19 protein-coding genes are annotated in these 21,695 nt (G+C 72.4%); 5 read left to right on the top strand and 14 right to left on the bottom strand.

Annotated features, from left to right (window positions below; genetic code table 11):
* Positions 1-94 precede the first annotated feature (94 nt).
* Positions 95-967 (top strand): hypothetical protein, encoded by an 873-nt coding sequence (locus A6A29_RS08955; protein ID WP_198953029.1) that lies wholly within the window; start codon positions 95-97, stop codon positions 965-967.
* 114 nt (positions 968-1,081) lie between these two features.
* Here the strand turns inward: A6A29_RS08955 and A6A29_RS08950 are convergent, their stop codons facing one another.
* The 7 genes from A6A29_RS08950 to A6A29_RS08915 form a co-directional block, all read right to left on the bottom strand.
* Positions 1,082-1,843, bottom strand: coding sequence for a thioesterase II family protein (locus A6A29_RS08950; RefSeq protein ID WP_073719466.1), 762 nt, complete (start codon positions 1,841-1,843; stop codon positions 1,082-1,084).
* A 23-nt stretch (positions 1,844-1,866) separates the two neighbouring features.
* On the bottom strand, positions 1,867-2,085 hold the full coding sequence (locus A6A29_RS08945) for an MbtH family protein (RefSeq protein ID WP_073719651.1): 219 nt from the start codon (positions 2,083-2,085) through the stop codon (positions 1,867-1,869).
* 262 nt (positions 2,086-2,347) lie between these two features.
* The gene (locus A6A29_RS08935) at positions 2,348-2,668 is read right to left on the bottom strand and encodes a LysR family transcriptional regulator (RefSeq protein ID WP_073719465.1); all 321 of its coding nucleotides are present in this window, start codon (positions 2,666-2,668) and stop codon (positions 2,348-2,350) included.
* A gap of 254 nt (positions 2,669-2,922) precedes the next feature.
* Entirely contained in the window at positions 2,923-5,082 is a 2,160-nt protein-coding gene (locus A6A29_RS08930) for an MMPL family transporter (protein WP_073719464.1), read from the bottom strand.
* A 124-nt stretch (positions 5,083-5,206) separates the two neighbouring features.
* Positions 5,207-5,413 (bottom strand): acyl-CoA carboxylase epsilon subunit, encoded by a 207-nt coding sequence (locus A6A29_RS08925; protein WP_073719463.1) that lies wholly within the window; start codon positions 5,411-5,413, stop codon positions 5,207-5,209.
* Entirely contained in the window at positions 5,410-6,957 is a 1,548-nt protein-coding gene (locus A6A29_RS08920; RefSeq protein WP_073719462.1) for an acyl-CoA carboxylase subunit beta, read from the bottom strand. Before A6A29_RS08920 ends, A6A29_RS08925 begins: the two co-directional genes overlap by 4 nt.
* Positions 6,958-6,989: 32 nt before the next feature.
* Positions 6,990-8,033 carry a polyprenyl synthetase family protein gene (locus tag A6A29_RS08915; RefSeq protein ID WP_073719461.1) on the bottom strand — a complete coding sequence of 348 codons (1,044 nt, stop codon included), beginning with the start codon at positions 8,031-8,033 and terminating at the stop codon, positions 6,990-6,992.
* A gap of 564 nt (positions 8,034-8,597) precedes the next feature.
* Between A6A29_RS08915 and A6A29_RS45190 the strand changes: the two genes are divergently transcribed.
* The gene (locus tag A6A29_RS45190; protein WP_073719460.1) at positions 8,598-8,993 is read left to right on the top strand and encodes a hypothetical protein; all 396 of its coding nucleotides are present in this window, start codon (positions 8,598-8,600) and stop codon (positions 8,991-8,993) included.
* A gap of 177 nt (positions 8,994-9,170) precedes the next feature.
* Here A6A29_RS45190 and A6A29_RS08905 read toward each other — a convergent pair whose 3' ends face one another.
* Together A6A29_RS08905 and A6A29_RS08900 are read right to left on the bottom strand one after the other, a co-directional pair.
* Positions 9,171-11,081, bottom strand: coding sequence for an AfsR/SARP family transcriptional regulator (locus A6A29_RS08905; RefSeq protein ID WP_158074376.1), 1,911 nt, complete (start codon positions 11,079-11,081; stop codon positions 9,171-9,173).
* Between the two features lie 31 nt (positions 11,082-11,112).
* The gene (locus A6A29_RS08900) at positions 11,113-11,853 is read right to left on the bottom strand and encodes an IclR family transcriptional regulator (RefSeq protein ID WP_073719458.1); all 741 of its coding nucleotides are present in this window, start codon (positions 11,851-11,853) and stop codon (positions 11,113-11,115) included.
* A gap of 3 nt (positions 11,854-11,856) precedes the next feature.
* On the opposite strand from A6A29_RS08900, the gene A6A29_RS44705 reads away from it, so the two are divergent.
* Entirely contained in the window at positions 11,857-12,075 is a 219-nt protein-coding gene (locus tag A6A29_RS44705) for a hypothetical protein (protein ID WP_143196964.1), read from the top strand.
* A gap of 190 nt (positions 12,076-12,265) precedes the next feature.
* On the opposite strand, the gene A6A29_RS08890 is transcribed toward A6A29_RS44705, so the two are convergent.
* Together A6A29_RS08890 and A6A29_RS08885 are read right to left on the bottom strand one after the other, a co-directional pair.
* Complete coding sequence (locus A6A29_RS08890; RefSeq protein ID WP_107468167.1) at positions 12,266-13,201, bottom strand: TrmB family transcriptional regulator sugar-binding domain-containing protein; 936 nt, start codon at positions 13,199-13,201, stop codon at positions 12,266-12,268.
* A gap of 52 nt (positions 13,202-13,253) precedes the next feature.
* Positions 13,254-14,030 carry a helix-turn-helix transcriptional regulator gene (locus tag A6A29_RS08885; RefSeq protein WP_241838394.1) on the bottom strand — a complete coding sequence of 259 codons (777 nt, stop codon included), beginning with the start codon at positions 14,028-14,030 and terminating at the stop codon, positions 13,254-13,256.
* A 422-nt stretch (positions 14,031-14,452) separates the two neighbouring features.
* On the opposite strand from A6A29_RS08885, the gene A6A29_RS08880 reads away from it, so the two are divergent.
* Both A6A29_RS08880 and A6A29_RS08875 read left to right on the top strand, forming a co-directional pair.
* Positions 14,453-15,211: a 4'-phosphopantetheinyl transferase family protein gene (locus A6A29_RS08880; RefSeq protein WP_241838393.1), complete on the top strand. Its 759-nt coding sequence runs from the start codon at positions 14,453-14,455 to the stop codon at positions 15,209-15,211.
* 381 nt (positions 15,212-15,592) lie between these two features.
* On the top strand, positions 15,593-17,296 hold the full coding sequence (locus tag A6A29_RS08875) for a serine/threonine-protein kinase (RefSeq protein WP_073719455.1): 1,704 nt from the start codon (positions 15,593-15,595) through the stop codon (positions 17,294-17,296).
* 51 nt (positions 17,297-17,347) lie between these two features.
* On the opposite strand, the gene A6A29_RS08870 is transcribed toward A6A29_RS08875, so the two are convergent.
* From A6A29_RS08870 to A6A29_RS08860, 3 genes are read right to left on the bottom strand one after another with little or no spacing between them, the layout of a single operon-like run.
* Positions 17,348-18,904 (bottom strand): hypothetical protein, encoded by a 1,557-nt coding sequence (locus A6A29_RS08870; RefSeq protein WP_079182655.1) that lies wholly within the window; start codon positions 18,902-18,904, stop codon positions 17,348-17,350.
* The gene (locus A6A29_RS08865; RefSeq protein WP_073719454.1) at positions 18,901-20,190 is read right to left on the bottom strand and encodes a tetratricopeptide repeat protein; all 1,290 of its coding nucleotides are present in this window, start codon (positions 20,188-20,190) and stop codon (positions 18,901-18,903) included. The genes A6A29_RS08870 and A6A29_RS08865 overlap by 4 nt, the downstream gene beginning before the upstream one ends.
* Positions 20,187-21,695, bottom strand: coding sequence for a DUF4331 domain-containing protein (locus tag A6A29_RS08860; RefSeq protein ID WP_073719453.1), 1,509 nt, complete (start codon positions 21,693-21,695; stop codon positions 20,187-20,189). Before A6A29_RS08860 ends, A6A29_RS08865 begins: the two co-directional genes overlap by 4 nt.

The following is a 21,695-nucleotide window of genomic DNA, read 5'->3' as shown; positions in this document are numbered from 1 at the left end:
CCACATGACAGTAATGGCGGCGCAACCGACCTCACGATTGCTCAAGATACGCAGAATCTGCGGCTATGGCACCGCCATTGCGGTTATGCCGTACATGCTGATCAAAATCGCCTGGGCGTTCGGCCTCTTCCTCCCGACCGAGGAAATGGGCGAAGCCGATTGGCGCGCCATCAATGCGACCACCGCGGTTCTCGCCGCGGTGGGCATTCTGCTGGCGATGGCGTTCATCCGGCCCTGGGGCGAACGGCTCCCCTCCTGGCTGATCATCCTGCCCGTCTGGGTGGGCACCGGGCTGCTCGTCCCCATGCTGGTGCTGGCCCCGGTGCTCGGCCCGGCCGCCATGTCCCGCGACGAACAGGCGGACTCCTCCACCGACTTCTGGGTCTACGAGCAGGTCTTCGTCATGATCTCGCTGGTCGGCGTCGGCATCGGCCTGCCGCTCGCCCTGGCGGGCTACGCCAGGAGCCGGTGGCCGGAGGCCCTGGGCGGGCCGACCGACCACGCGGACACCCCCGGAAACAGCCGGACGTTGCAGACCACCGCGGCCCGGCTGCTCGCCGTGGGCTGCGCCGGGCTCGGCGCCGTCAAGCTGTTCTGGGCGGTCGGCGGCACCCTCGGCCTCGACCCGGTCAAGCTGGTGCACCGTGACATGTGGTGGCACCTGCTGTCGGCGAGCACCGGCGTCTGGGCCTTCGTGGGGGCCTGGGGCATCCTGGTGCTGACCAACCGCCGGGGATCGCGGAGGTTCCTGCCGCCCATGGCGGCGACCTGGATCGCGTCGGGCATGCTCTTCTCGTACAGCGTCTACAGCCTTCTCACGAGCGTCGGCACGAAGCGCCCCTCCCCCGAGTACGAGCTGTCGCTCCTGCTGGCCGGACAGGCCGGCACCGTCCTGGGAGTGACCATGGGCATGGTCCTCCTGCTGGTCCTGCACGACCGCAGGCGCGCTCTGCGCGAGGCGGCCTGAACCCACACCCGCGACCCAGTGAGGAACGCCGCGCCGACCTCGTCGACGCGGCGTTCCTCACTGCTGATGACTGCCCGGCACGCGGGAAGGGACCGCGGTGTGCCGGGCAGCCCTTCAACGCCCCGCGTCCGGGGCGGCTTCGGTGCACCACCGCGGCAGACCGGCCCATACGTCCGCCTCGTAGAAGTGCCCGCCCGGCAGCTCCAGCGCCTCGAAGCCGCCGTCCGCCAGGGACTTCCAGTCGCGCTCCACCTCGCTGAAGGCGCCGGTGTCCTCGGTGCCGTAGAGGACCCGCAGCGGCGCCGTCGCCCGGGTGCCCGGCACGAAGCGGTAGGACTCCGTGACCTCCAGGTCCGCACGGAGCAGTTCCACCGCGAGTTTGCGCAGATCCGGTTCGTTGGCGACCACCGCGCTCATCTGCCCGAACTCGCGCATCCAGGTGACGAGTGCGTCGTCGCTGTCGGCCGAGCGGGGTACATCGGTGCGCGACTCCCGCTTGTGCGGAGCCACCCCGCCGGAAACGACGAGCGCCGAGGGCGGGGTGACGCCGAGGCGGTCGAGCTGCGCCGCGGTCTCGAACGCCACCCAGGACCCCATGCTGTGGCCGAACAGTGTGTAGGGCCGGTCCACGAGACCCCGGACCGCGTGCACCACGTCGTCGCGCAGGGCGACCCAGTCACGGGCGAACGGCGTGTTGAAGCGCGCCTCCCGGCCCGGATAGCAGACGAGCGCCAACTCCACGTCGTCCGGCACGGTTTCGGCCCACCGCCGGAACGGGGCGGTGCCTCCGCCGCAGTAACTCAGGCACACCAGCACCCGGTCGGCCCTCGGGCGCGGCCTGGGCCGGTATATCGCGGCGCGGGAACCCGTCTGCATGGTCGTCCTCTCCGGCCGCCGGACTACTTGGCGGCTTCCATCTGGCGCACCAGGCTCAGCGGGCGCATGTCGGTCCAGTTCTCGTTGACGTAGTCCAGGCATGCCTGACGGCTGTCCTGGCCGTGCTTCACCGTCCAGCCCGCGGGAATCTCGGCGAACGCGGGCCACAGCGAGTGCTGGCCCTCCTCATTGGCCAGTACGTAATAGCTGGCGTCGTTGTCCTCGAAGGGATTGGTGCTCATCGTCTTCTCTCCCACGTGCTCGGCATTCGTCATTATCAACCCGGCCGGAATCGCCGGCCGGGTGTCCATGAAGCGAGGAAGGACTCTCCGTACGGAGTCTCCCGCCCGAAGTGCGGAGTCTCCCGCCCGAAGCGCGGAGTCTCCCGCCCGAAGTGCGGAGTCTCCCGCCCGAAGCGCGGAGTCTCCCGCCCGAAGTGCGGAGTCTCCCGCCCGAAGTGCGGAGTCTCCCGCCCGCGTCTGTCGGCGCCGTACGGCGTCCGCCTCAGGCGGGGTTCTGCCCGCCCACCGGGACGGCGGCCCGCACGGACGGCCCGGTGGCCTCGGCGTCCTCGCCCCCGCGCATGTTGCGGATGTTGTCGATCAGCATGAGTACGGCCTGCGCCGAGGACAGGACCATCCGCCCGTCACGGGTCAGCCGCGCACCGCTGGGGTGCCGGGTGAACAGCTTGAAGCCGAGGGACCGTTCCAGACACTTGATCTGATAGGTGATCGCCGGCTGGGAATAACCGAGTTGTCGGGCCGCGGCATCCATTCGTCCGGTTTCCGCGATCGAAACGAAAGCTCTGAACTCGCGCTCGTGCATCACACCTCATATCTGGCCGGCACCACGGCAGAAATCCTGATGACCAAGGACGCCGTATCAGCAGGTTACCGATAGGCCGCACGCGGCTCCCCTCCGCTTTCAGGAAGCTGCACAGGGTTCCGGAGGTCCAAGGGGCATGCCGTTCACGGGTGTTGCCACCGCGGGAAAAAGGCAGCCGCCGGTCGTCCCCCGGGCCGCTCTCGGACCAGGGGGACGACCGGCGGCCGTGGGACAGCTCTCAAGCGCCTGCCGGGCTAGCGGCTCGGTGTGGTGACGAGCGCATCGGCATCGGGCTCGCGCACCGGCTCCTGATCGCCGTCGCCGGACCGGTCGTGCCGGTTGCCCGGCCACCAGGCGCGCGGCCCCACCAGCATGGTGACCGCCGGGACCAGGAGAATCGCCATCAGGGACGCGCTCAGCATGATCCCGAACGCGACCGCGAAGCCCATCTGCTTCAGCATGGAGTTGTCGGCGAGCATCAGCACCCCGAAGGTGCCCGCGAGGATGACCGCGGCGGCGCCGATGGTGGGAGCGGACTGGGTGACGGCCAGCCGGACGGCCTCACGCGGCTCCTTGCCGCTCCGGATCTCCTCGCGCAGCCGGGCCACCATCAGGATGTTGTAGTCCGTCCCGATGGCCACCACGAAGAGATAGACGATGACCGGGAGCATGAACAGCAGCCCGTTCGAGCCGTCCTGGAAGATCCAGACGGTGGCGCCGAGCGTGCCGCCGAATCCGAGACCGACCGAGATCATCAGGTACACCGGGGCGATGAAGCTGCGCAGCATCAGGCCCAGGATGACCATGATCGCCACCGCGGCCACCGGGAACACCAGCTTGTAGTCGCGGTTGACGGCGGTACGGACGTCCGCGAGCACGGCCGTGCTGCCGCCGACGTACTGCTCGGTGCCCTTCGGCGCGGCCCGGTGGACCGTGTCCCGCAGCTCACCGCCGACCAGGCTCAGGGCCTCGTCGCCGCTCGGGCGGAAGTCGAGCACGACGCTGTACTGCGCGACGTCGCCCTTCGGGTTGACCAGGGCCGGGGACACCGTGTCCACGCCCTTGACCCCCGCCAGCTCCTTGCCGTACGCGGCCAGCGCATCCTTGTCGAGCGCCGCCCCGCCGTCGGCCTTCACATAGACGGACGTCGGGTCGGACTGCCCGGCCGAGAAGCCGCGCTGGAGGTGCTCCATCGCCTGGACGGACTCCAGGTTGTCCGGGAGCGAGCTCTCGGTGTCGTACTCCGCCGTGAAGCCGAACACGCCCACGGCCAGTGCCGCCAGCACACCGCCGGACACGAGGGTGATGAGAGCCGGCTTGCGGGAGGCGAAGCCGCCCACGCGGCCCGCGATCACGTTCTTGGGCTGCTTGCGCCAGGCCTTGGACGGCCAGAACGCCTTGGTGCCCAGCAGGGAGAAGACCGCGGGAACGAGCGTCAGCGCGGCGATCAGCGTGACGGCGACGGCGATCGCGAGCGACATGCCCATGCTGCTGAGCATGCCCATGGAGGACAGCAGCAGCGAGAGGAACGCGGCGATGACGACACCCGCGGCGGACGCGATGGTCTCGCCGACCCGCCCGGCGGCCAGGGCCAGCGCCTCCTTGGGCTGTTGGCCGTCCCGCAGGTACTCGCGGTAGCGGAACAGCAGGAAGAGCGTGTAGTCGGTGCCGACGCCGAAGAGCACCACGATGAGGATGGCGGAGATGGAGGCAGGTGCCTCAAGTCCGGCCATCTCGCTGGCGAACGCGATGACCCCCATGGTCACCATGAACACGAGCCCGATGATCAGCACCGGCATCAACGCGATGACGGGGCTGCGGAAGATGACCAGCAGCAGCACGATGATGAGCAGCAGGGTGGACATCATGACCATGGCGTCGGTGCTGTCCGATGCCTCCTGCGAGTCCAGCACCGTGGCGGACGGCCCCGTGAAGCCCAGCTTCAGGTCCTTGCCCGGGAGCCGGTCGGCGGCCTCGGTCCGCAGCTTCCCGACGGACTCGACCAGCTTCTCGTCCTGCGGCGTCTTCGTCGAGGCGAACACATGGATGAGGCTGATCCTGCCGTCCGGCGAGACCGCCTTCGGGTCCGCCACCACCTCGCTGATCCTGTCGAACTTCTTGCCCTGCAGTCCGGCCGCGACCTCACCGACGGTCTTCTTGTCGGCGTCGGTCAGCTCGCCGCCGTCCGCGCGCTGGACGACGCCGATGGCCATCGGCTGACGGCTCTGCGGAAAGGAGTTCTGCTGGATCTTCGCGGCCTGCACCGACTCGTAGCTCGACGGGAGGAATTCCGCCTGGTCGTTCGTCGGCTTCAACTGCGGTGCCAGCGCGATCAGAGCAGCGGTGGCCACCAGCCAGAGAGCGATGACCAGCCATGGGCGGTTCACCGAGAACCGCCCGATTCCTTGGAACATGGGAATTCCTCCACGAATTTGAGCTGCGGCTTGGGCCCACCGCCGGGTACCTGTACTTGGACCGCCACGTTCCGCAAGGCGGTGAACGTCGGCAAGGCGCCGTGCAGTTACCTGCATTCAGCCCTCAGCGACCACCCCGCCAGGAGACCCGTGGGGAGGCGGGCGACTCCGCCCGGCGCCACGGGGCGGGCGTCGGTCCGTGCGGTCCGGCCGCACCGCGGTGCTGGAGGGCGGTGAGCACCACCGCGACCGCCGCCGCCAGCTCCTCCGGGGTCGGCGACCCGTGGACCACTCGCAGCAGGGACCCGTCCGGGCCCGACGCGGTACTCACGCGGGCTGGTTGCCGTGCTTGCGCGACGGCAGATCGGCGTGCTTGGAACGGAGCATCTCCAGCGAGCGGATCAGCAGGTGCCGCGTCTGGGCGGGGTCGATGACGTCGTCCACCAGGCCGCGTTCGGCCGCGTAGTAGGGGTGCATCAGCTCGGCCTTGTACTCCTTGACCAGCTGGCCGCGCACCCCCTCGGGGTCGTCGGACTCGGCGATCCGGCGACGGAAGATGACGTTCGCCGCACCCTCCGCGCCCATGACCGCGATCTCGTTGGTGGGCCAGGCGTAACAGAGGTCCGCGCCGATGGACTGGCTGTCCATGACGATGTAGGCGCCTCCGTAGGCCTTGCGCAGGATCAGCGAGATCCTCGGCACGGTGGCGTTGCAGTACGCGTACAGGAGCTTCGCGCCGTGCCGGATGATCCCACCGTGCTCCTGATCGACACCGGGCAGGAAGCCGGGTACGTCGACCAGGGTCACCAGCGGGATGTTGAACGCGTCGCAGAACTGTACGAAGCGGGCGGCCTTCTCGGAGGAGTGGATGTCCAGCACCCCGGCGTACGACAGGGGCTGGCTGGCCACGACGCCCACGACATGGCCGTCGAGCCGGGCCATCGCGCAGATGATGTTGGTGGCCCAGCGTTCGTGGATCTCCAGGTAGTCGCCGTCGTCGACGAGCTCCTCGATGACCTTGTGCATGTCGTACGGGCGGTTGCCGTCGGCGGGGACCAGGTCCAGCAGGACGTCACCGCGCCGGTCGGCCGGGTCGTCGCTCGCCACCGTCGGCGGGTTCTCCCGGTTGTTCGAGGGCAGCATCCCGATCAGATACCGGACCTCCGCGATACAGGTCTCCTCGTCGTCGTACGCGAAATGCGCCACGCCCGACGTCTCGGCGTGCACATCCGCACCGCCCAGACCGTTCTGCGAGATCTCCTCGCCCGTCACCGCCTTCACCACGTCCGGACCCGTGATGAACATCTGCGACGTCTCACGCACCATGAACACGAAGTCCGTCAGCGCCGGACTGTAGGCCGCACCGCCCGCACACGGACCGAGCATCACACTGATCTGCGGGATCACCCCCGACGCCCGCGTGTTCCGCTGGAAGATCCCCCCGTACCCCGCCAGCGCCGAGACGCCCTCCTGGATACGCGCACCCGCACCGTCGTTCAGCGACACCAGCGGCGCACCCGCCGAGATCGCCATGTCCATGATCTTGTGGATCTTCGTCGCATGAGCCTCACCCAGCGCCCCGCCGAAGATCCGGAAATCGTGCGCGTACACGAAGACCGTCCGGCCCTCGACCGTGCCCCACCCCGTGATCACACCGTCCGTATAAGGCCTCTTCGCCTCCAGACCGAACCCCGTCGCCCGGTGGCGACGCAACTGCTCGACCTCCCTGAACGAATCCGGGTCCAGCAGCAGCCCGATACGCTCACGCGCCGTCAGCTTCCCCTTCGCGTGCTGCGCCTCGGTCGCACGGTCGCTCGGTCCACGCAGCGCTTCGGCGCGGATAACGGCGAGTTCATCCATCGTTTCCTGTGGCATGTCCAACCCCCTTGTCGTGTCTGCCGGTCAAGTCAGCGGGCCGCCGCCACCGTGCGGGCGACACGGGTGTCGACGTAGTCGCACAGGGCGTACAGGGCCCGGCGCGCCGGGCCGGGCGGCAGCGTTTCCAGCACGGCCCCCGCCCGGTCCAGCCGCTGCCGCAGATGGGCGCGTGCGCCCGCCGGAGCGGGTGAGGCGGCGAACAGCTCCAGCGCGCGCCGCCGGTCACCGGGGTCCTCCAGCGGCCCGGCCGCCAGCAGCTCCCGCAGCTCGGCACCGGCCGGGCCCGGATCGGCGGTGGCCAGCAGCACCGGCAGGCTCGGCACCCCGGCGGCCAGGTCCGTGCCCTGCTCCTTGCCGGTGAGCTCGGCGGGCGCGGCCAGGTCGAGGAGGTCGTCGGATATCTGGAAGGCGATGCCCAGCTGGACGCCGTACTCGGCGAGGGCGGCGCGGTGCGCGGCCGGGGCCCCCGCCCGGAGCGCCCCGGCGCCCAGCGACATGGAGAGCAGGGCCGCGGTCTTGCCCGAGGTGACCTGGAAGAAGTGGCTGACGGGGTCCTCGCCCTCGGCGGGTCCGGTCATCTCGCGCAGCTGGCCCACGACCAGTTCGCTCGCCACGTCCGCCTGGAACCGCACCATGTCCGGGCCCAGTTCGGCGGCGAGCCGGGCGGCGCGGGCGAGCAGCCAGTTGCCGCCCGCCACGGCGAGGCGCTCGCCCCAGCGGGCGTTGGCGCTGTCCACGCCGTGCCGCAGGGCCGCCCCGTCCATCACGTCGTCGTGGTAGAGCGAGGAGATATGGACGAGTTCGGCGATCACGGCGGCATCGACGATCCCGTCCCGCCACGATTCGCCGAACTCCGCGCCGAGCAGGACGAGCAGCGGGCGCAGCCGCTTGCCGCCCGCCGCGGCGAGGTGACACGTCAGCTCCGCCACCCGGGGATCGGGGGCGCCCGACGCGCAGTCCAGCAGGCGCTTCTCGACGGCGAGCAGCGACTCGGCCGTCCGTCGCTCGAACGACGGGTCCTGCGCGGCGATATGGGCCAGCAGTTCGGAGCCGGGCGGGGCCGTGACGGTCATGTCCTCGTCCTCTTCTTCAGCGGGTCGTGACGTGTGCACGGGGCGGGTACGTACCGGAGCCGGGTCCACCGGCGACGACGGCGGTCCGAGGATCGGCTCCGCCCTTCGCACCCGGCAACGGCACTGGCCTCTTCCTGCCAGCCGGCCGCGGGCGGCGCCGGCGAGGCACCGGGTGTTCGGCCGACGGACCTCGTCGGGAGCCTGGGCGGCCGGCACCGGAACCTCCTTCTCCGCACAGGGGAAAGGCGCAGGGTGCGGTCGCTCACGCATCGGGCCGACGGCCCGGCCCCCGAAGGGGCCGGGCCTCCGACATCCCGGCGGAACATGGGGGGGGATCGCCCGCCGGACAGGGAGGCTCCGCTATAGGGGCGAGCACTGCACCTGACGCGCCCATGGAACTGCGCCCGCGCCCTCAACGGCAATGCCCGCTACAGGAAGCTGCCAGGGGGCCGGGGGGTGGCGCGCCGGTGTGCATCCGGGGGACCCGGAGTATAGAAAGCGCATAGGCACGTACCCAACCCTGGAAGGAACGCCCGGCAGGGGCGGCCCGAGGAGGAGGGGAACATGAGCCAGGAGGCTGCACCGGATCCGGCGGCAGTGGCGGAGGGCGGCGGTCCGGAACACCCGCGGCGGGAGACCCCGACAGGGGCGCGGTGGCACATGTCGGCCGGGGAGGCCAGGAAAGCCGGGGAGGCCAGGGAAGCCGGGGAGGCGCCCCGCCCGGCACCGTGGCCGGGCCCGTTCCCGTCCGACCGGGACTTCGGCCCGGACTTCGGCCCGGACGAGCTCGGGGGACTGGACATGGAGGACGGCTCGGCGGCGGACGACCAGGGTCTGCGCTGGGCCGCGCTGCTGGCGGCGTTCATCAACGACATGCAGGCCCCCCTGCCCGCCGCCCCCGGCGGGAGTGTCCCCCCGCCCGGCCCCACGTCCGAACGGCCCGGCCCGACGACCGACTGACGGACGGGCCCAAGCACCGCACCCCACCGACGACCGACTGACGGGACGGGCAGACGACCGACTGACGGAACGGGCCCGAGCCCCCCACCCCCGTAACCACGACCGGGCGCACCCCACACCCCTCGGCCCTCACGAAGGCGCCCGCACCCCGACCGGCGGGTGAGCGCGCGGGGCCCCTCAGTGCACCAGGAGCCTGACCAGGGGCGTGCACCGGTAGCGCTCCTGTGCCGGGGCCAGGGCGGACGGGCCGCCCGACGGGTGGAGAAGGAACCCGCCCGGTGCCGTGGCGAGTTCCAGCAGCCCGCCCTCCACCAGCGCGTCCAGAGCCCCCCGGGCCCGCTCCTCGGACCAGTTCAGCCGTCGCGCGACACCGGCCGGCGAGAAGACGCCCGGCTCGGTACGGGCCAGCGTGCGCAGGACCGGACGCAGCGGGGGTTCCAGTTGCATGACGCTCGCGCGGAGCACCGTACGCAGATCGTGGGCCCCCTCCCCCCACTCGTCCGACCGCACCTCCCCGCGCTCCAGCCGCTCCACCAGCCGGGCCACCGGACAGTGCGGCCGGGCGACCAGCCGGGCCGCGCAGAACCGCAGGGCCAGCGGCAGCCCGTCGCACAGCTCCAGCATCCGTCGGGCCGCGACGGGTTCGGCGTCCAGGCGCCGACGCCCGACCCCCGCCACGATCAGCTCCCGCGCCTCCGCGTCGTCGAGCCGCCCGACCGGCACCGCCCGGACGCCCTCCAGCGAGGCCAGCGGACGGCAGCCGCTGATCAGCACCCGGCAGCCGGGGCCGCTCGCCAGCAGCGGCCGCACCTGACGGTCGTCCACCGCGTTGTCGAGCACGACGAGGACCCGGCGCCGGGACAGCGCGCTGCGGTACAGCTGGACGCGCTCGTCCAGCGTGCCGGGCAGGTCCTCGTCCCGTACGGACGTCAGCGCGCGCAGGAAGCTGCCGAGCACATCCAGCGGATTCTTGGCGCCGCCGTTCTCGTCCCGCAGGTCGATGTAGAGCTGGCCCTGCCGGAAGTCGTCCCGGCAGGCATGCCCCGCGCGCACGGCCAGCGCCGTCTTGCCCATCCCGGCCGCACCGGTCAGCACGACGCCCCGGTACGCGCTCCTAGTGCTGCGCAACTCCCGCAGCACATCGGCCAGTTCGGCGCGGCGGCCGACGAATCCCACGGTGTCCATCGGCAGCATGGCCGGTACCAGGCCGGTCCACGGACTGTGCGGGCCGTGGAACCGCGGACCGGCCGCCGCACCGGCCACGGGTGCGGCGGTGGCCGGTGCGGACGGCCCGGTCAGGATCAGTGGCTCGGCGGCGGCCGGGCCGGGCAGCGCCTCCAGCAGCACCGCGCGGTGCAACTGCCGCAGCGACGCCCCCGGGGCCACGCCCAGCTCCTTGTGGAGAACGCGGCGCCCCTGTTCGTACACGCGCAGGGCGTCCATCTGCCGGTCGCAGCGGTACAGGGCGGTCATCAGCTGGCCGCGCAGCGACTCCCGCGTGGGGTGCTCCGCCACCAGCCGGGTCAGCTCGGGCAGGGCGCTGTCGTGCCGGCCCAGGGCAAGGACGGCCGCCATCCGGTTGTCCACCGCGCGCAGCCGGGCCTCCTCCAGCAGCGGAAGCTCGGTCCGGCTCAGGAACTCGGTGACGTCCGACAGCGCCGGGCCGTTCCACAGCGCCAGTGCGGGCTCCAGACAGGCCGCGGCCGCGGCGTAGCGGTGCTTCACCAGGTCCTCGCGCCCCTGCTCGGCGAGTTGCTGGAACACCTCCCAGTCGAACCACGCGTCCCCCAGGACCAGACCGTAGCCGCGGTGCCTGCGCACCAGCCGGAGCCCCGGACCGCAGCTGCGCCGCAGCCGCGAGACGTAGGTGTAGAGCTGGGCGGACATCGTCGCGGGCGGCGCCGGCCCCCACAGCAGTTCGGCGAGCCACTGATCGGAGACGAAGTGACCGGGGGAGACGAGGAGCGCCGCGAGCACCGTGCGCTGCTTGGCCGCGGTGAGCGGGATACGGGCCCCCCGGGCCCAGATCTCGGTGGGGCCGAGAATCCTGAACTCCATCTGTGCCGCCGGATCTTCCCGACGTGTCATACGGGCCGCCGCCCGGCCTCGGGGCGAAGGGTCATCCGTCCGACGCTTCACCCAGGCGCAGCGCGGCATCGATCATGGCACCGCCGAACTCTCTCGCGGGGCCCCCGACCAGCAGCGCGGCCGACCCGGAGAGGGAGAGCGCCGCGACCACCCGGCCGCCGGGTCCCCGTACCGGCGCGGCCAGCGTGACCGCGTCGCCGTCCAAGGCACCGACGCCCTGCGCCCAGCCCCGGCGACGCACCTGGGCGAGCGCGGCGGCGGTGAAACGGGCCCTGGCGAGCCCCCGGTACAGGATCTCGGGCTCCTCCCAGGCGAGCAGCACCTGTGCCACCGCCCCGGTCCGCATCGAGAAGGCGGTCCCCACCGGCACGGCGTCCGCCACCCGCGGCGAGGACTCGGCCGCCGCCACGCACAACTGGCCACCGTCGCAGCGCCGGTGGAGCCGGACCCCGGCACCGGTCCTGTCACGCAGTTCAGACAGTACGGTCGCGGCCAGGGCCAGCATCCGGTCGCCGTGCTCCAGGACCGCCATCTCGCTCAGCCGGGGGCCGAGCAGATACCGGCCCCTGGCGTCGCGGGAGACCAGCCGGAGCCGTTGCAGAGCCAGGGCCAGCCGGTAGGCGGTGGGGCGGGTCAGCCCGGTGACCCGGACGATCCGGGACACCGAGGCGGGGCCGTCCTCCAGCACGCTCAGCAGCAGGGATGCCTTGTCCAGCACGGCGACCCCGCTGTCGTGGCGGGACGGAAGGGCGGGGTGGGGCCAGGTGGTCATCGGGTGCCCTCCAGGGAATCCGCCGGTACGCCGGTCCGCTCCGGGCGCGACGCCGGTACGCGGGTTTCCTCCAGGCACGACGCCGGTACGCCGGTCCGCTCCGGGCACGACGCCGGTACGCCGGCCGGAGCGGCCCCGGCCCGCGCCTCCCCGCCGCTCCCGCCGCTCCCGCCGCACCCGGTCGCTCCGGGGCTGCGGGAAGCGGTCGCCCGGTCCCGGTGACCACGGAACCGTCCGACGCCGATGCCGGCCTTCATCTCTTCGCACCTCGCGTCAGCGGTACTTCGTAGCGGTACGGCGACGGGCCCGCCCCGGCGGACTCCGATCGACTCCGCCAGTTCTAGCGGCCTGCTCCCGCCCCGACAACGGGAACTTCAGGAAGCTGCCAGGACGGCACCGGCGCCGCCCCCGATCAGTCCGCGCCGCGCGGTGACGGACCGGACTGCCCCGGAGCCTCCATCGGCCCCAGCAGGCCCAGTTCCGCCGCCCGCACCCCCGCCTGGAAACGTGAGCTGGCATCGAGCAGCGTCATGATCTCCGCGACGTAGCGCCGGTAGGTCCTGACCGAGACCACGAGTTCACGGGCGGCGACCTCGTCGGTGACTCCGGCGCGCAGGGCACCGAGAATCTGCCGTGCCAGCTCGGTGCGGCAGTGGTCGCCGAAGGTGACGCGGGCGTCGGCGGGCACGGCGTTGCGCCACACCCCGTTGTAGAGCGTGCAGAGCGTGTGGATGACATCGGGCACCCTGATGAGCGACGCCCGGCGGCCGGTCGGCGACTCGGTCGAGACCAGCCCCACCTCCTCGTCCACGATGACGCCCTGGAGCGGTGGGACCCGTGCCACCCGGATGTCGACGAGGGAATCCGCCTTCCGCTGTTCGCGGACGAAGTCCTCGTCGATCATGGCCGGGGAGCACAGCAGACGCAGCCGCACCCCTTCCGGCACCAGATGGATCAGTGCGCGCAGATGGGTCTTGGTCTCGGTGCCGCAGCTCGGCCCCGAGGCCAGCACCACATCGATGCTGCGTACGGCTTGCAGCACGAGTTTGCGCGCCTCGCCGAGGACTTCCGTCCGGTGGCCGTCCATGGCGACGATCTGCCGGTCCGACGAGACCCGGTTGCGATGGCGCTCCATCGTCGTCTCGATCAGGGCCCGGACTTCGATCAGGGCCCGCTCGATGGCGTCCTGCCCCTCACCCGGCCCCGGTCGCTCGGGGCCGCCGTCCGGCGCCGGGCCGGGGTGGTCCTCCCCCGGCTCCCCGGGTCTCCGCCCCTCGTCGCCCGATCCGTCGGGTCTCCGCCCGTCGCCGCCCGGCTCGTTCGGGCCTCTCGCAGGTGACTTGGTCATTTCTTGCTGCCCCCGTTGCTCCACAGTCGGTGTCACTGCACGGGCCGGCGTCTCAGGACCGTTCCAGCAACCCCAGCTCGACCGCGCGCACCCCGGCCTGGAACCGGGAGTTCGCTCCGAGTACCCGCATGATCTCCGCGACATGCCGCCGGTAGGTACGCAGCGAGACGTCGATCTCCCGCGCGGCCACGTCGTCCGTACGCCCCGCACGGAGCTGCTCCAGGATGCGCCGCGCCAGCGTGCCGCGCAGACTGCGGTCGAGGCGGAGTTCATCGGCGACGGGGCGGGCGTTGGCCCACGCCCCGGCGAAGAGCAGGTCGAGCGCGCCCACCGCTGCCGGGTCGCTGATGACCGCGGCGTGCCGGCCCGCCGACCCGTTGCCCGACTGGACCAGGGCGGTCCGGCCGTCGACGATCAGCGCCTCGCGCAGCTCGCCCTTCGACATCCGCACTTCCAGCATGGTGTCGCCGAACGCCTGGCGGCAGTCGGCGGACAGCTCCAGCGCCCGGCCCGCCGCGAGCAGTCGCACGGCGAGCTGCCCCCGGCCGTTCGGCGCCGGGGGCGGGGCCACGGCCGCGGCGACCGCCGCGATCACCACGGCCGAGTGCTTCCAGTTGCCCGTCACCGCCAGATGCGCCGAATACCTCGCGCCCGCCATGACGCGCTTCACGGCCTCGACCACCGAGCCGTCGTCCGCGCGTACCAGCAGCGAGGCGCCACCCGGCTGCCTGCGGTGCATCGACATCGAGGACTCGATCAGAGCCCGCGCCTGCAGAAGCGCGCCCTCCACGGAATCAACTCGGTGCACGTCCTCCGGTGCATCCGCCACCCCCGAACCCATTCCGCTCCCCCGATAATTATTCAGCTGCCCCGGAAAACCAATTACTTGTGCTGGATTTATTCCTCAGGGCGCATCAGCCATGTGAGGTTATCCGAAATCCAAGTGACGAGATCCCTGGGACACTTACAAGCCATCGCTCAACGTGACCAGACATTAGATCGCGGACGTGAACCAGTCAACGGCTCACCGTTGCAACCGGACCAACCAACTCCGCAAGTCCGTCCGCAACCGGCCCCCGCGCCGCCCTCCCACGCGAAAATGTCACCAAGCTGCATCCGGGTCGCCCATTCGAACCCTTCGCATTCCACTTACTGTGCCGTACGTGACCATTCCCTCACGCACCGGAGTCACCTCTGTCCCATAGAGGCCATCGGCCCCCTGGGCACCACCGGCCGACCTACCCTCCTCCCGTGACCGAATCCCCTCCGCATACGGCGACCGAAGTGACCGTCAGATGGTGGCGCCTGGATGGCGAAAGGCCCGATCCGGCCGATCTCGCCCTTCTGGACAACGGCGAGCGCGAGCGCCTGAGCGACATCGGCCACCCCGCCAGGGCGGCCGAGTTCGCCGGCAGCCGCGCGGGCACCCGGCGCGTGCTGTCGGACCTTCTCGACGTCGGCCCGGCGGACATCGAACTGGGGCGGCTGCCCTGCCCCGGATGCGGGGACCAGAGGCATGGACCCCCCGCCGTCGTCCGCCCTTCCAGCCCCCTCCGGATCAGCCTCTCCCACTCCGCGGGCTGCTGTGTTCTCGCCGTCGCACGGGTTCCGGTGGGCGTGGACGTCGAAGGCGTACGCACGCTGGACACCGAGGAACTGGCGCGGGTCGCACTCACGGCGGCCGAGCTCCGCCATGTCCGCGACGCCCCGGCGGGCCTGCCCCGCAGCAGGGCCTTCCTGCGCTGCTGGACCCGGAAGGAGGCCGTGCTCAAGGCGGTCGGCATCGGCCTGGCCGCCGATCTGACGCGCATCGAGACCCACCCGGGCCTCCCGGACCCGGTCACGGTCACGGCGGGCGTTCCGGGCACCCCGGACACCTGGTCCGTGCGCGGGCTGAGCCTGCCGCCGGACTGGATTGCAACCGTTGCCCTGCCGCACGGCGTCCGCACAGATGTGACCGTCCTCCACCACCACCGATCGCACGAGCAAATCCGGCAGCCCCCCACCTGACACCCGCAATCCGGTTCCCCGTTCGCAAATACCGTGTTCCACGCGCGGACGGTGAAGCGCCATTCGATGAACGATCAATTACCCGTGGGTAGAGGACTATTCCACGGGCACTCGCCGCGCGCTTTCGGTGCGCGCGGCACTTCGGCGACCGGAAATAATATGCGCTACCACCGGTAACTCATGGGATGAATTCCGAAAGCGCACCTCCGGGACCACCCCTCCGGAACCGCGCCGGGACCCCCTTCGGGCCGCTGTGGGGAAGCCCGCCCCGCCAAGGGCCACCGAGGGCCGCGGGCGCCTGTCGGCCCCCGGACCCCGGGGGCGGGGGCCGCCGCTATTCTCGACCACGGTCCGCCACGGCCGTACGGGAGGAAGCGCACCATGGAGAAGCTCGGGCCCGACGACCCGCACCGCATCGGCGCGTACCGGCTCCTGAGCCGCCTGGGAGAGGGCGGCATGGGACAGGTCTTCCTCGCCCGCTCCGACCGCGGACGCACCGTCGCCCTCAAGCTCGTCCGCCGCGAACTGGCCGAACAGCCCGAGTTCCGCGCCCGGTTCCGCCAGGAGGTCCGCGCCGCGCAGCAGGTCGGCGGCGCCTGGACCGCCCCGGTCCTGGACGCCGACACCGAGGCCCCCGTCCCCTGGGTAGCCACCGGCTACGTCGCCGGGCCCTCGCTCCAGGGCATCGTCTCCGGCCGCACGGGCGCCCCCGGCCCGGCCTCGGGCGCGTACGGCCCCCTGCCCGAACGTTCCGTCCAGCTCCTGGGCTCCGGGCTCGCCCACGCCCTCCAGCACATCCACGGCGCCGGGCTCGTCCACCGCGACCTGAAGCCGTCGAACGTCCTGATGACCATCGACGGCCCCCGCGTCATCGACTTCGGGATAGCCCGCGCCATGGAAGCGGCCGACGCCGGTCTCACCCGCACCGGCGCACTGGTCGGATCACCGGGGTTCATGGCCCCGGAGCAGGTGCGCGGTCAACGCGTGACCACCGCGTGCGACATCTTCTGTCTGGGCTCCGTCCTCGCGTACGCGGCGACGGGCCGCCTCCCGTTCGGCACCGCGGACAGCGGTGGCGTCCACGCCCTGATGTTCCGCATCGCTCAGGAGGAACCGGATCTGACCGGCGTCCCGGTGGATCTGGTCGAACTGATAGCGGACTGCCTCGCCAAGGACCCGGCCGCCCGCCCGTCCACCGTCGAGATCCTGGAGCGGCTGGGCGAGCCCGAGGCCACCGAGCCATGGCTGCCCAGCACGCTCATAGCCGAACTCGGGCGCCACGCGGTGGAGCTGCTCAACGCCGAAGATCCGGAGCAGCCGCCTTCCGGGACGCACGGACCGCTCTCCCCGCCCCGACGGCCCGCCCCCGCAGCGGCTCCCACGCCCCCACCGCACGTCACGGCCCCCACCCCGCCGCCGTACCCCCGGCAACAGCACCCGGCACAGCAGCAGCCTCCACACCAGCAGCACCAACCCCGGGCCCAGCCCCAGCACCAGCCCCAGCGGCCTCAACAGGTGCGCCAGACGTTCAGTCAGCCCTACCTGGCGCCCTACCCGACCCCCGCCCCCGCGCGCCGGTCCACCGGGTCCACCATCGCGCTCGTCACCATCGCCGTACTCGTCGCCATCGGTGCGGGCGGATCGGTCTACGCCTTCATGAACGAGAACGGCAAGGGCACCACCGACTCGCCCACCGACTCCCCCTCCGAAGACGGGGAGAAGGGGAAGGGCAGCGCCGTCCCCGACGGCTACCTCGGCACCTGGACCGTCGACGGCTCGGCAGGCGCGTCCACCCGGCGCCTCGTCATCCGGCAGGGCGGGGTGGGCGACACGGTCCTCTCCCTCACCGTGAAAGGCCCCCTGGCCTCCGGCGGCACGTACCGCTGTGTGTTCGCCGCTCCCCTGGCCGACCGGCCCACCAACGGCGACCCGGTCCACATCGGTCCCTCCACCGTCTCCGTGGGCGAGCCCGCGACCTCGTGCAGCCCGGGGAAGGCCACCGATCTGACCCTGCTCCCCGACGGCAGCCTGCGCCGGACGACCGCGGGCACCGACGAGAGCCTGGTCTACGAGAAGTCGGAGTGAGACCCCGCCCCGGCCTGCCCACCGCGACCGGACCCCGCCCCGCACCGGTCCTCACAACAGGCTGCGCGCCGTGAGTCCGATGCCCACCGCGAGGACCGCCAGCGCCGTCAGGACCGCGCCGTACGGGGTGTAGCGGCGCAGCGCCGGAAGCCGCCGCTCGCCCAGCGCCGCGAGCCGGCTCCCGCCCCCGGCGAGCAGCAGTCCGGCCGAGGTCAGGGTGAGCGCCATGCCGACGCCATACCCGACGACGAGCAGCACGCCGAAGTACGTCCGGCTCAGCGCGATGGCGCCCAGCAGGACGACGAGCGCGGAGGGGCTGGGCACCAGACCGCCCGCCAGCCCGACGCCGAGCAGCGCGGGGAGCCCTTGGCGACGGCCCACGCCGCCGTGCGCGTGACCGTGGCCGTGCTCATCATGCGAATGGCTGTGGCTGTGCCCGTGCCCGTGCCCGTGCTCATCATGGGAATGCCCGTGCCCGTGGTGATGGTGCCCGTGCAGCAGGCCCGAACCGCCCCCCGCTCTCACCCCCCGTACCGCCGTCACCACCAGCACCGTCCCCAGCACCGCGATCACCGCCCCGCTCACCGCGCCGAGCCACCCCAGCAGCCGTTCCCCCAGCAGTCCGCCGCCCGCCGTCAGCACCAGGCCCATCACGAGCACCCCGGCCGTGTGTGTCACCGTCACCGTCGCTCCCACCGCGAGGGCCGCCCGTACGCCGCCCTCCCGGCGGGCCAGACAGGCGGCCACCGCGAGCTTGGCGTGGCCCGGGAGCGCCGCGTGCCCGGCGCCGAGCAGCAGGGTCAGCAGCACCGCGAGCAGGCCCACGGGCAGGGTGAGGTCGCGGCCCGCGGTGAGATCGGTGAGCCGGTTCTCCAGCGCGGGGAAGAGCACCGCGCCCCGGTCCACCGCCTGCGCATCCGGTGCCCCGCCCGGCTCCTCCCCCGCGACGCCGGAACCGGCCGCGCCCGCCCCGCCGCTCCCCGGCTCCGCGCGCAGGGTGGCGGCCACCACGTCCAGCGGCTGTTCGCCACCGTTCGCCGGGTAGCGGCGCAGCACACCGCTCGGGCTCGTCGCGGGCACCGAGGAGTCGGCCAGCCGTACCCCCGCCCCCGCGACGGCGACCGCCGTGATCTCCTTCCAGCCCGTCCGTGACACGTCCGCCGCCGAGGCGAACGTGATGTCGGCGGGCCCCGACAGATCCGCGTCGGCCCGCAGTGCACAGGTCAACCGCGCGACGGACAGACCCGCCGCACCCTTGACGTACGTCAGATTCGCCTGCCCGGTACGCCAGTTGAGCTGCTTCCCGCCCGCCGTCGCCCGGGTCCGGCGCGCCAGGTCGGTGCAGCGCTGCGCGGCCCGTGCGGTGGCCTCGGAGTGCGAGACGGTCCCGTCGTGGTCGGTGTCCGTGGCGTTCTCGTCCTGCGCGGTGGGGATCTCCGCGCTGTCGACGACCGCCGTGTCCTCGATTCCGTCCCGGGTCAGGCGCAGCCCGTCGTGGTGGTTGACGCTGAAGTTGCCCAGCGGGTGCGCGAGGGCCGGTGGGGCCGCCGCGAGGGCCAGCAGGATCACGGCGGGCAGGGTGGCCGCCGCCCGGCGTACGTGCCTCATGTCCGGGTCATCTCCTCGGCGCGCGGGGCGTGGTACGGGGAGAAGTGCGGGTTCAGCGCCAGCGCCTCGCGCAGATGGCGCGTGGCTCCGGGCAGCCCGAGCGCCTTCTCGATCGCGCCCAGGTGGTAGCGGAACAGCGCGTTCTTCCACCCGGTCGCGGTCGCCCTGCGCGCGTACTCCATCGCCTCCGCGTTCCGCCCGTCCCGGTGCAGCGCCCATGCCAGCGCGTCGGCGGCGATCACACTGCGGGTGTGCTGCCACTCGCGGCGCATCAGCTCCACCGCGACGGCCGGGTCCCCGTGGTCGGCGGCGAACAGGGCGACGGCCGGGTCGACGGGACCGCCGCCCGCCCGCACCAGCGCCACCTGGGCGTCCAGGGCCGCCCGCTCGCCGCCCCTCGCTCCCACCGAGCCCCGCAACTCCACGGCCTCCAAGAGAAATTGGGGCAGCGGGGTCCGGTCCAGCAGTCGTTCGTACGCGGCCAGCGCCTCGTCCGTCCTGCCGCGCGCGGCGAGCACCCTGGCGAGGCCGGCCTGCGCGTAGGGGTGCTCCGGTACGGCGTCCAGGGCGAGCCGGTAGTGCTTCTCCGCAGGGCCGACCGCGCCCCGCGACCAGGCGAGGTCGCCCGACCGGGCCTGGGCGAAGGCGCGTTCGTCGCTGGTCGCGGAGCTGTCCACGGCCCGCCCGAGAGCGATCTCGGCGTCCTCGGGGCGGCCGTTCGTCTCCAGGTCGTAGGCCGCCCTGCTGTACGCGGCCGCGGCCGGGGCGAGGTCGAGCAGCCGCTGTACGGCGGTGCGGGCCGCCGGGTAGTGGCCGAGCTGGATCTCCGCGTCGGCCAGGATCGCGTACCCGTCGGCCCGGTCCGGGGCCATCCGGGTGGCCCGCAGCCCGTGTGCGCGGCCCTCGGTGAACTCGTGCCGGGCGTTGGCCAGCAGTCCCCGCCCGGTGAGCGCGGCGTAGTTGTCGGTGCCGTCGAGTGCCAGCGAACGGCGCAGAGCCTGCTCGGCGGCGTCCAGCAGGGCCGCGTCCAGCGTGGTGCGGGCCGCCTCGATCTCGGCGCGGGCGAGCCCCGCCCAGACGGTGGGATCCTCGGGGTACGCCCGCGTGCGCTTGCGCGCGGCCTCGACCGCGTCGCCCGCCGCCGCTCCTCCCGCCGCGGCGACGGGAGGGGCGGCGGCCGGAGCGGTGGCCGCCGGCCCGCCGGTGCCGGGACCCAGGTACAGGAGTCCCGCCACACAGCCGGCCACGGCCACCGCTCCGCCCGTGGCGGTGATCAGTCGCTTCACGGTCCCGCGTGCGGGAGGTTGAGATACGGGAACGCGGTCTTCGCGTCAGCCGGTTCGAGCCGCACGATCGGGTCGGGCAGCAGGCCCCTCGCGGACGGTCCCGCGGGCTCGCCCTCCAGCAGCCGGATCAGCGGTCCGTCGATGTTGTCGTTCAGGCGCCGCCCGTTGGGGAAACCCTGGAGGTCTCCGTCGAGGACCCCGTGCGCCTTGGGGGCGGCGGTGACGGGGGTGGTGAGGTTGAGCCGGAGCTGCTCGGCGAGCACGATGCGCGAGGCGTCCGCGTCGGCGTTCATGGCGTGGCTGTTGAGGTCGAAGCCGAACAGCGAACCGTTGTCCTTGCCGATCCCCTTCATGAACAGCGCCTGGATGTCACGGCGCGGGGTGGCCGGAGCCTTGCGCCCCTGGGCCGCCTCGATCCGACGCGGCGGTGCGGGGTCGAGCATCGCGGCCAGGAAGGCGGCGTCGAGGTGGTCGTCCTCCGGGGCGCGCGCCTGGAACCGGTCCTCGGGCCCGCCGGGCTCGGCCAGCCCGACCGTGGAACCGTAGACCGCGAACGCGAGGTGCGGGGTGCCGTTGCGGGCGACCTGCCGGTACGTCGCCGCCTGGGACGCCAGAGGGCTCTTGAGGTCCGCACCCTGGCGCGAGACGGTCGACCAGACGCCGATGACCGGGTTGCGCCGGGCGTCGCCGTTCAACGCCACCTCGCTCTTGGGCACTTGCAGCACCAGGCTGTTGACGTTCAGCGCGGACAGCGGCTGGGCGTCGGGCAGCCAGCCGGGCACCGGGCCGGAGGTGCCGAGCGTGAACAGGCCGAACACCTGGGTGTCCGCCTTGAAGGATTCCGCCGCCTGGGTGGCGACCGTACGGCCACCGCCCGGCAGATCGCGGGTCGCCCGGGTGCGCAGCCTGCCGTAGTCGGGCATCAGGAGGCGGCCGGTGTCGGTCGGCGAGGCGATGGCGTCACGCAGCAGCGTCCGGCTGGTCCCGTCCGCCGCGACCTTCTCCAGGGTGTACTTCTGCCGTACTCCCAGCGAACGGTCGTCCAGTGACGTCACCGGCGCCGGACCGACCTTCGGGCCCATCCCGAACGGCCGCCGGTCCTCGTCACGGAACGTCCAGCGGTACGTGGCGTCCGGCGCCCCGTCCCCGTCGGCGTCCGTGTGGATCTCGTACCGCGCGCCGGTCGCGAACGGGTAGTCCACCAGCGCGTTGGCGGCGGTCCCCGGCAACTGGAACGGCCGGACGTTGGCGATCAGGGTCACCATGTCGGCGTTGTCGGGGCTGGTGAAGGCATAGACGTCGGTGATGTCCGCCGGGGCGTCGAGCACGGACGACGGGGCGTCGATGTGGCCGCCCGCCTCCCCGACCCCGGTGAGCGGGCCGGCCACGGAGGCGGCGGCGAGGGCGGCGACGGAAGCGGCGAGCGCACAGAGCCTGCGGCGTGAAGAGCGCGGCGTGAGACGCGAAAGTCTAGTGAAACCGGGTGCTTTGCCCGCTTCGGACAT

This window comes from Streptomyces sp. TSRI0281 (genome assembly GCF_001905125.1).
Taxonomy (GTDB): Bacteria; Actinomycetota; Actinomycetes; order Streptomycetales; family Streptomycetaceae; genus Streptomyces.
This window is presented reverse-complemented; position numbering and strand designations above follow the sequence as displayed.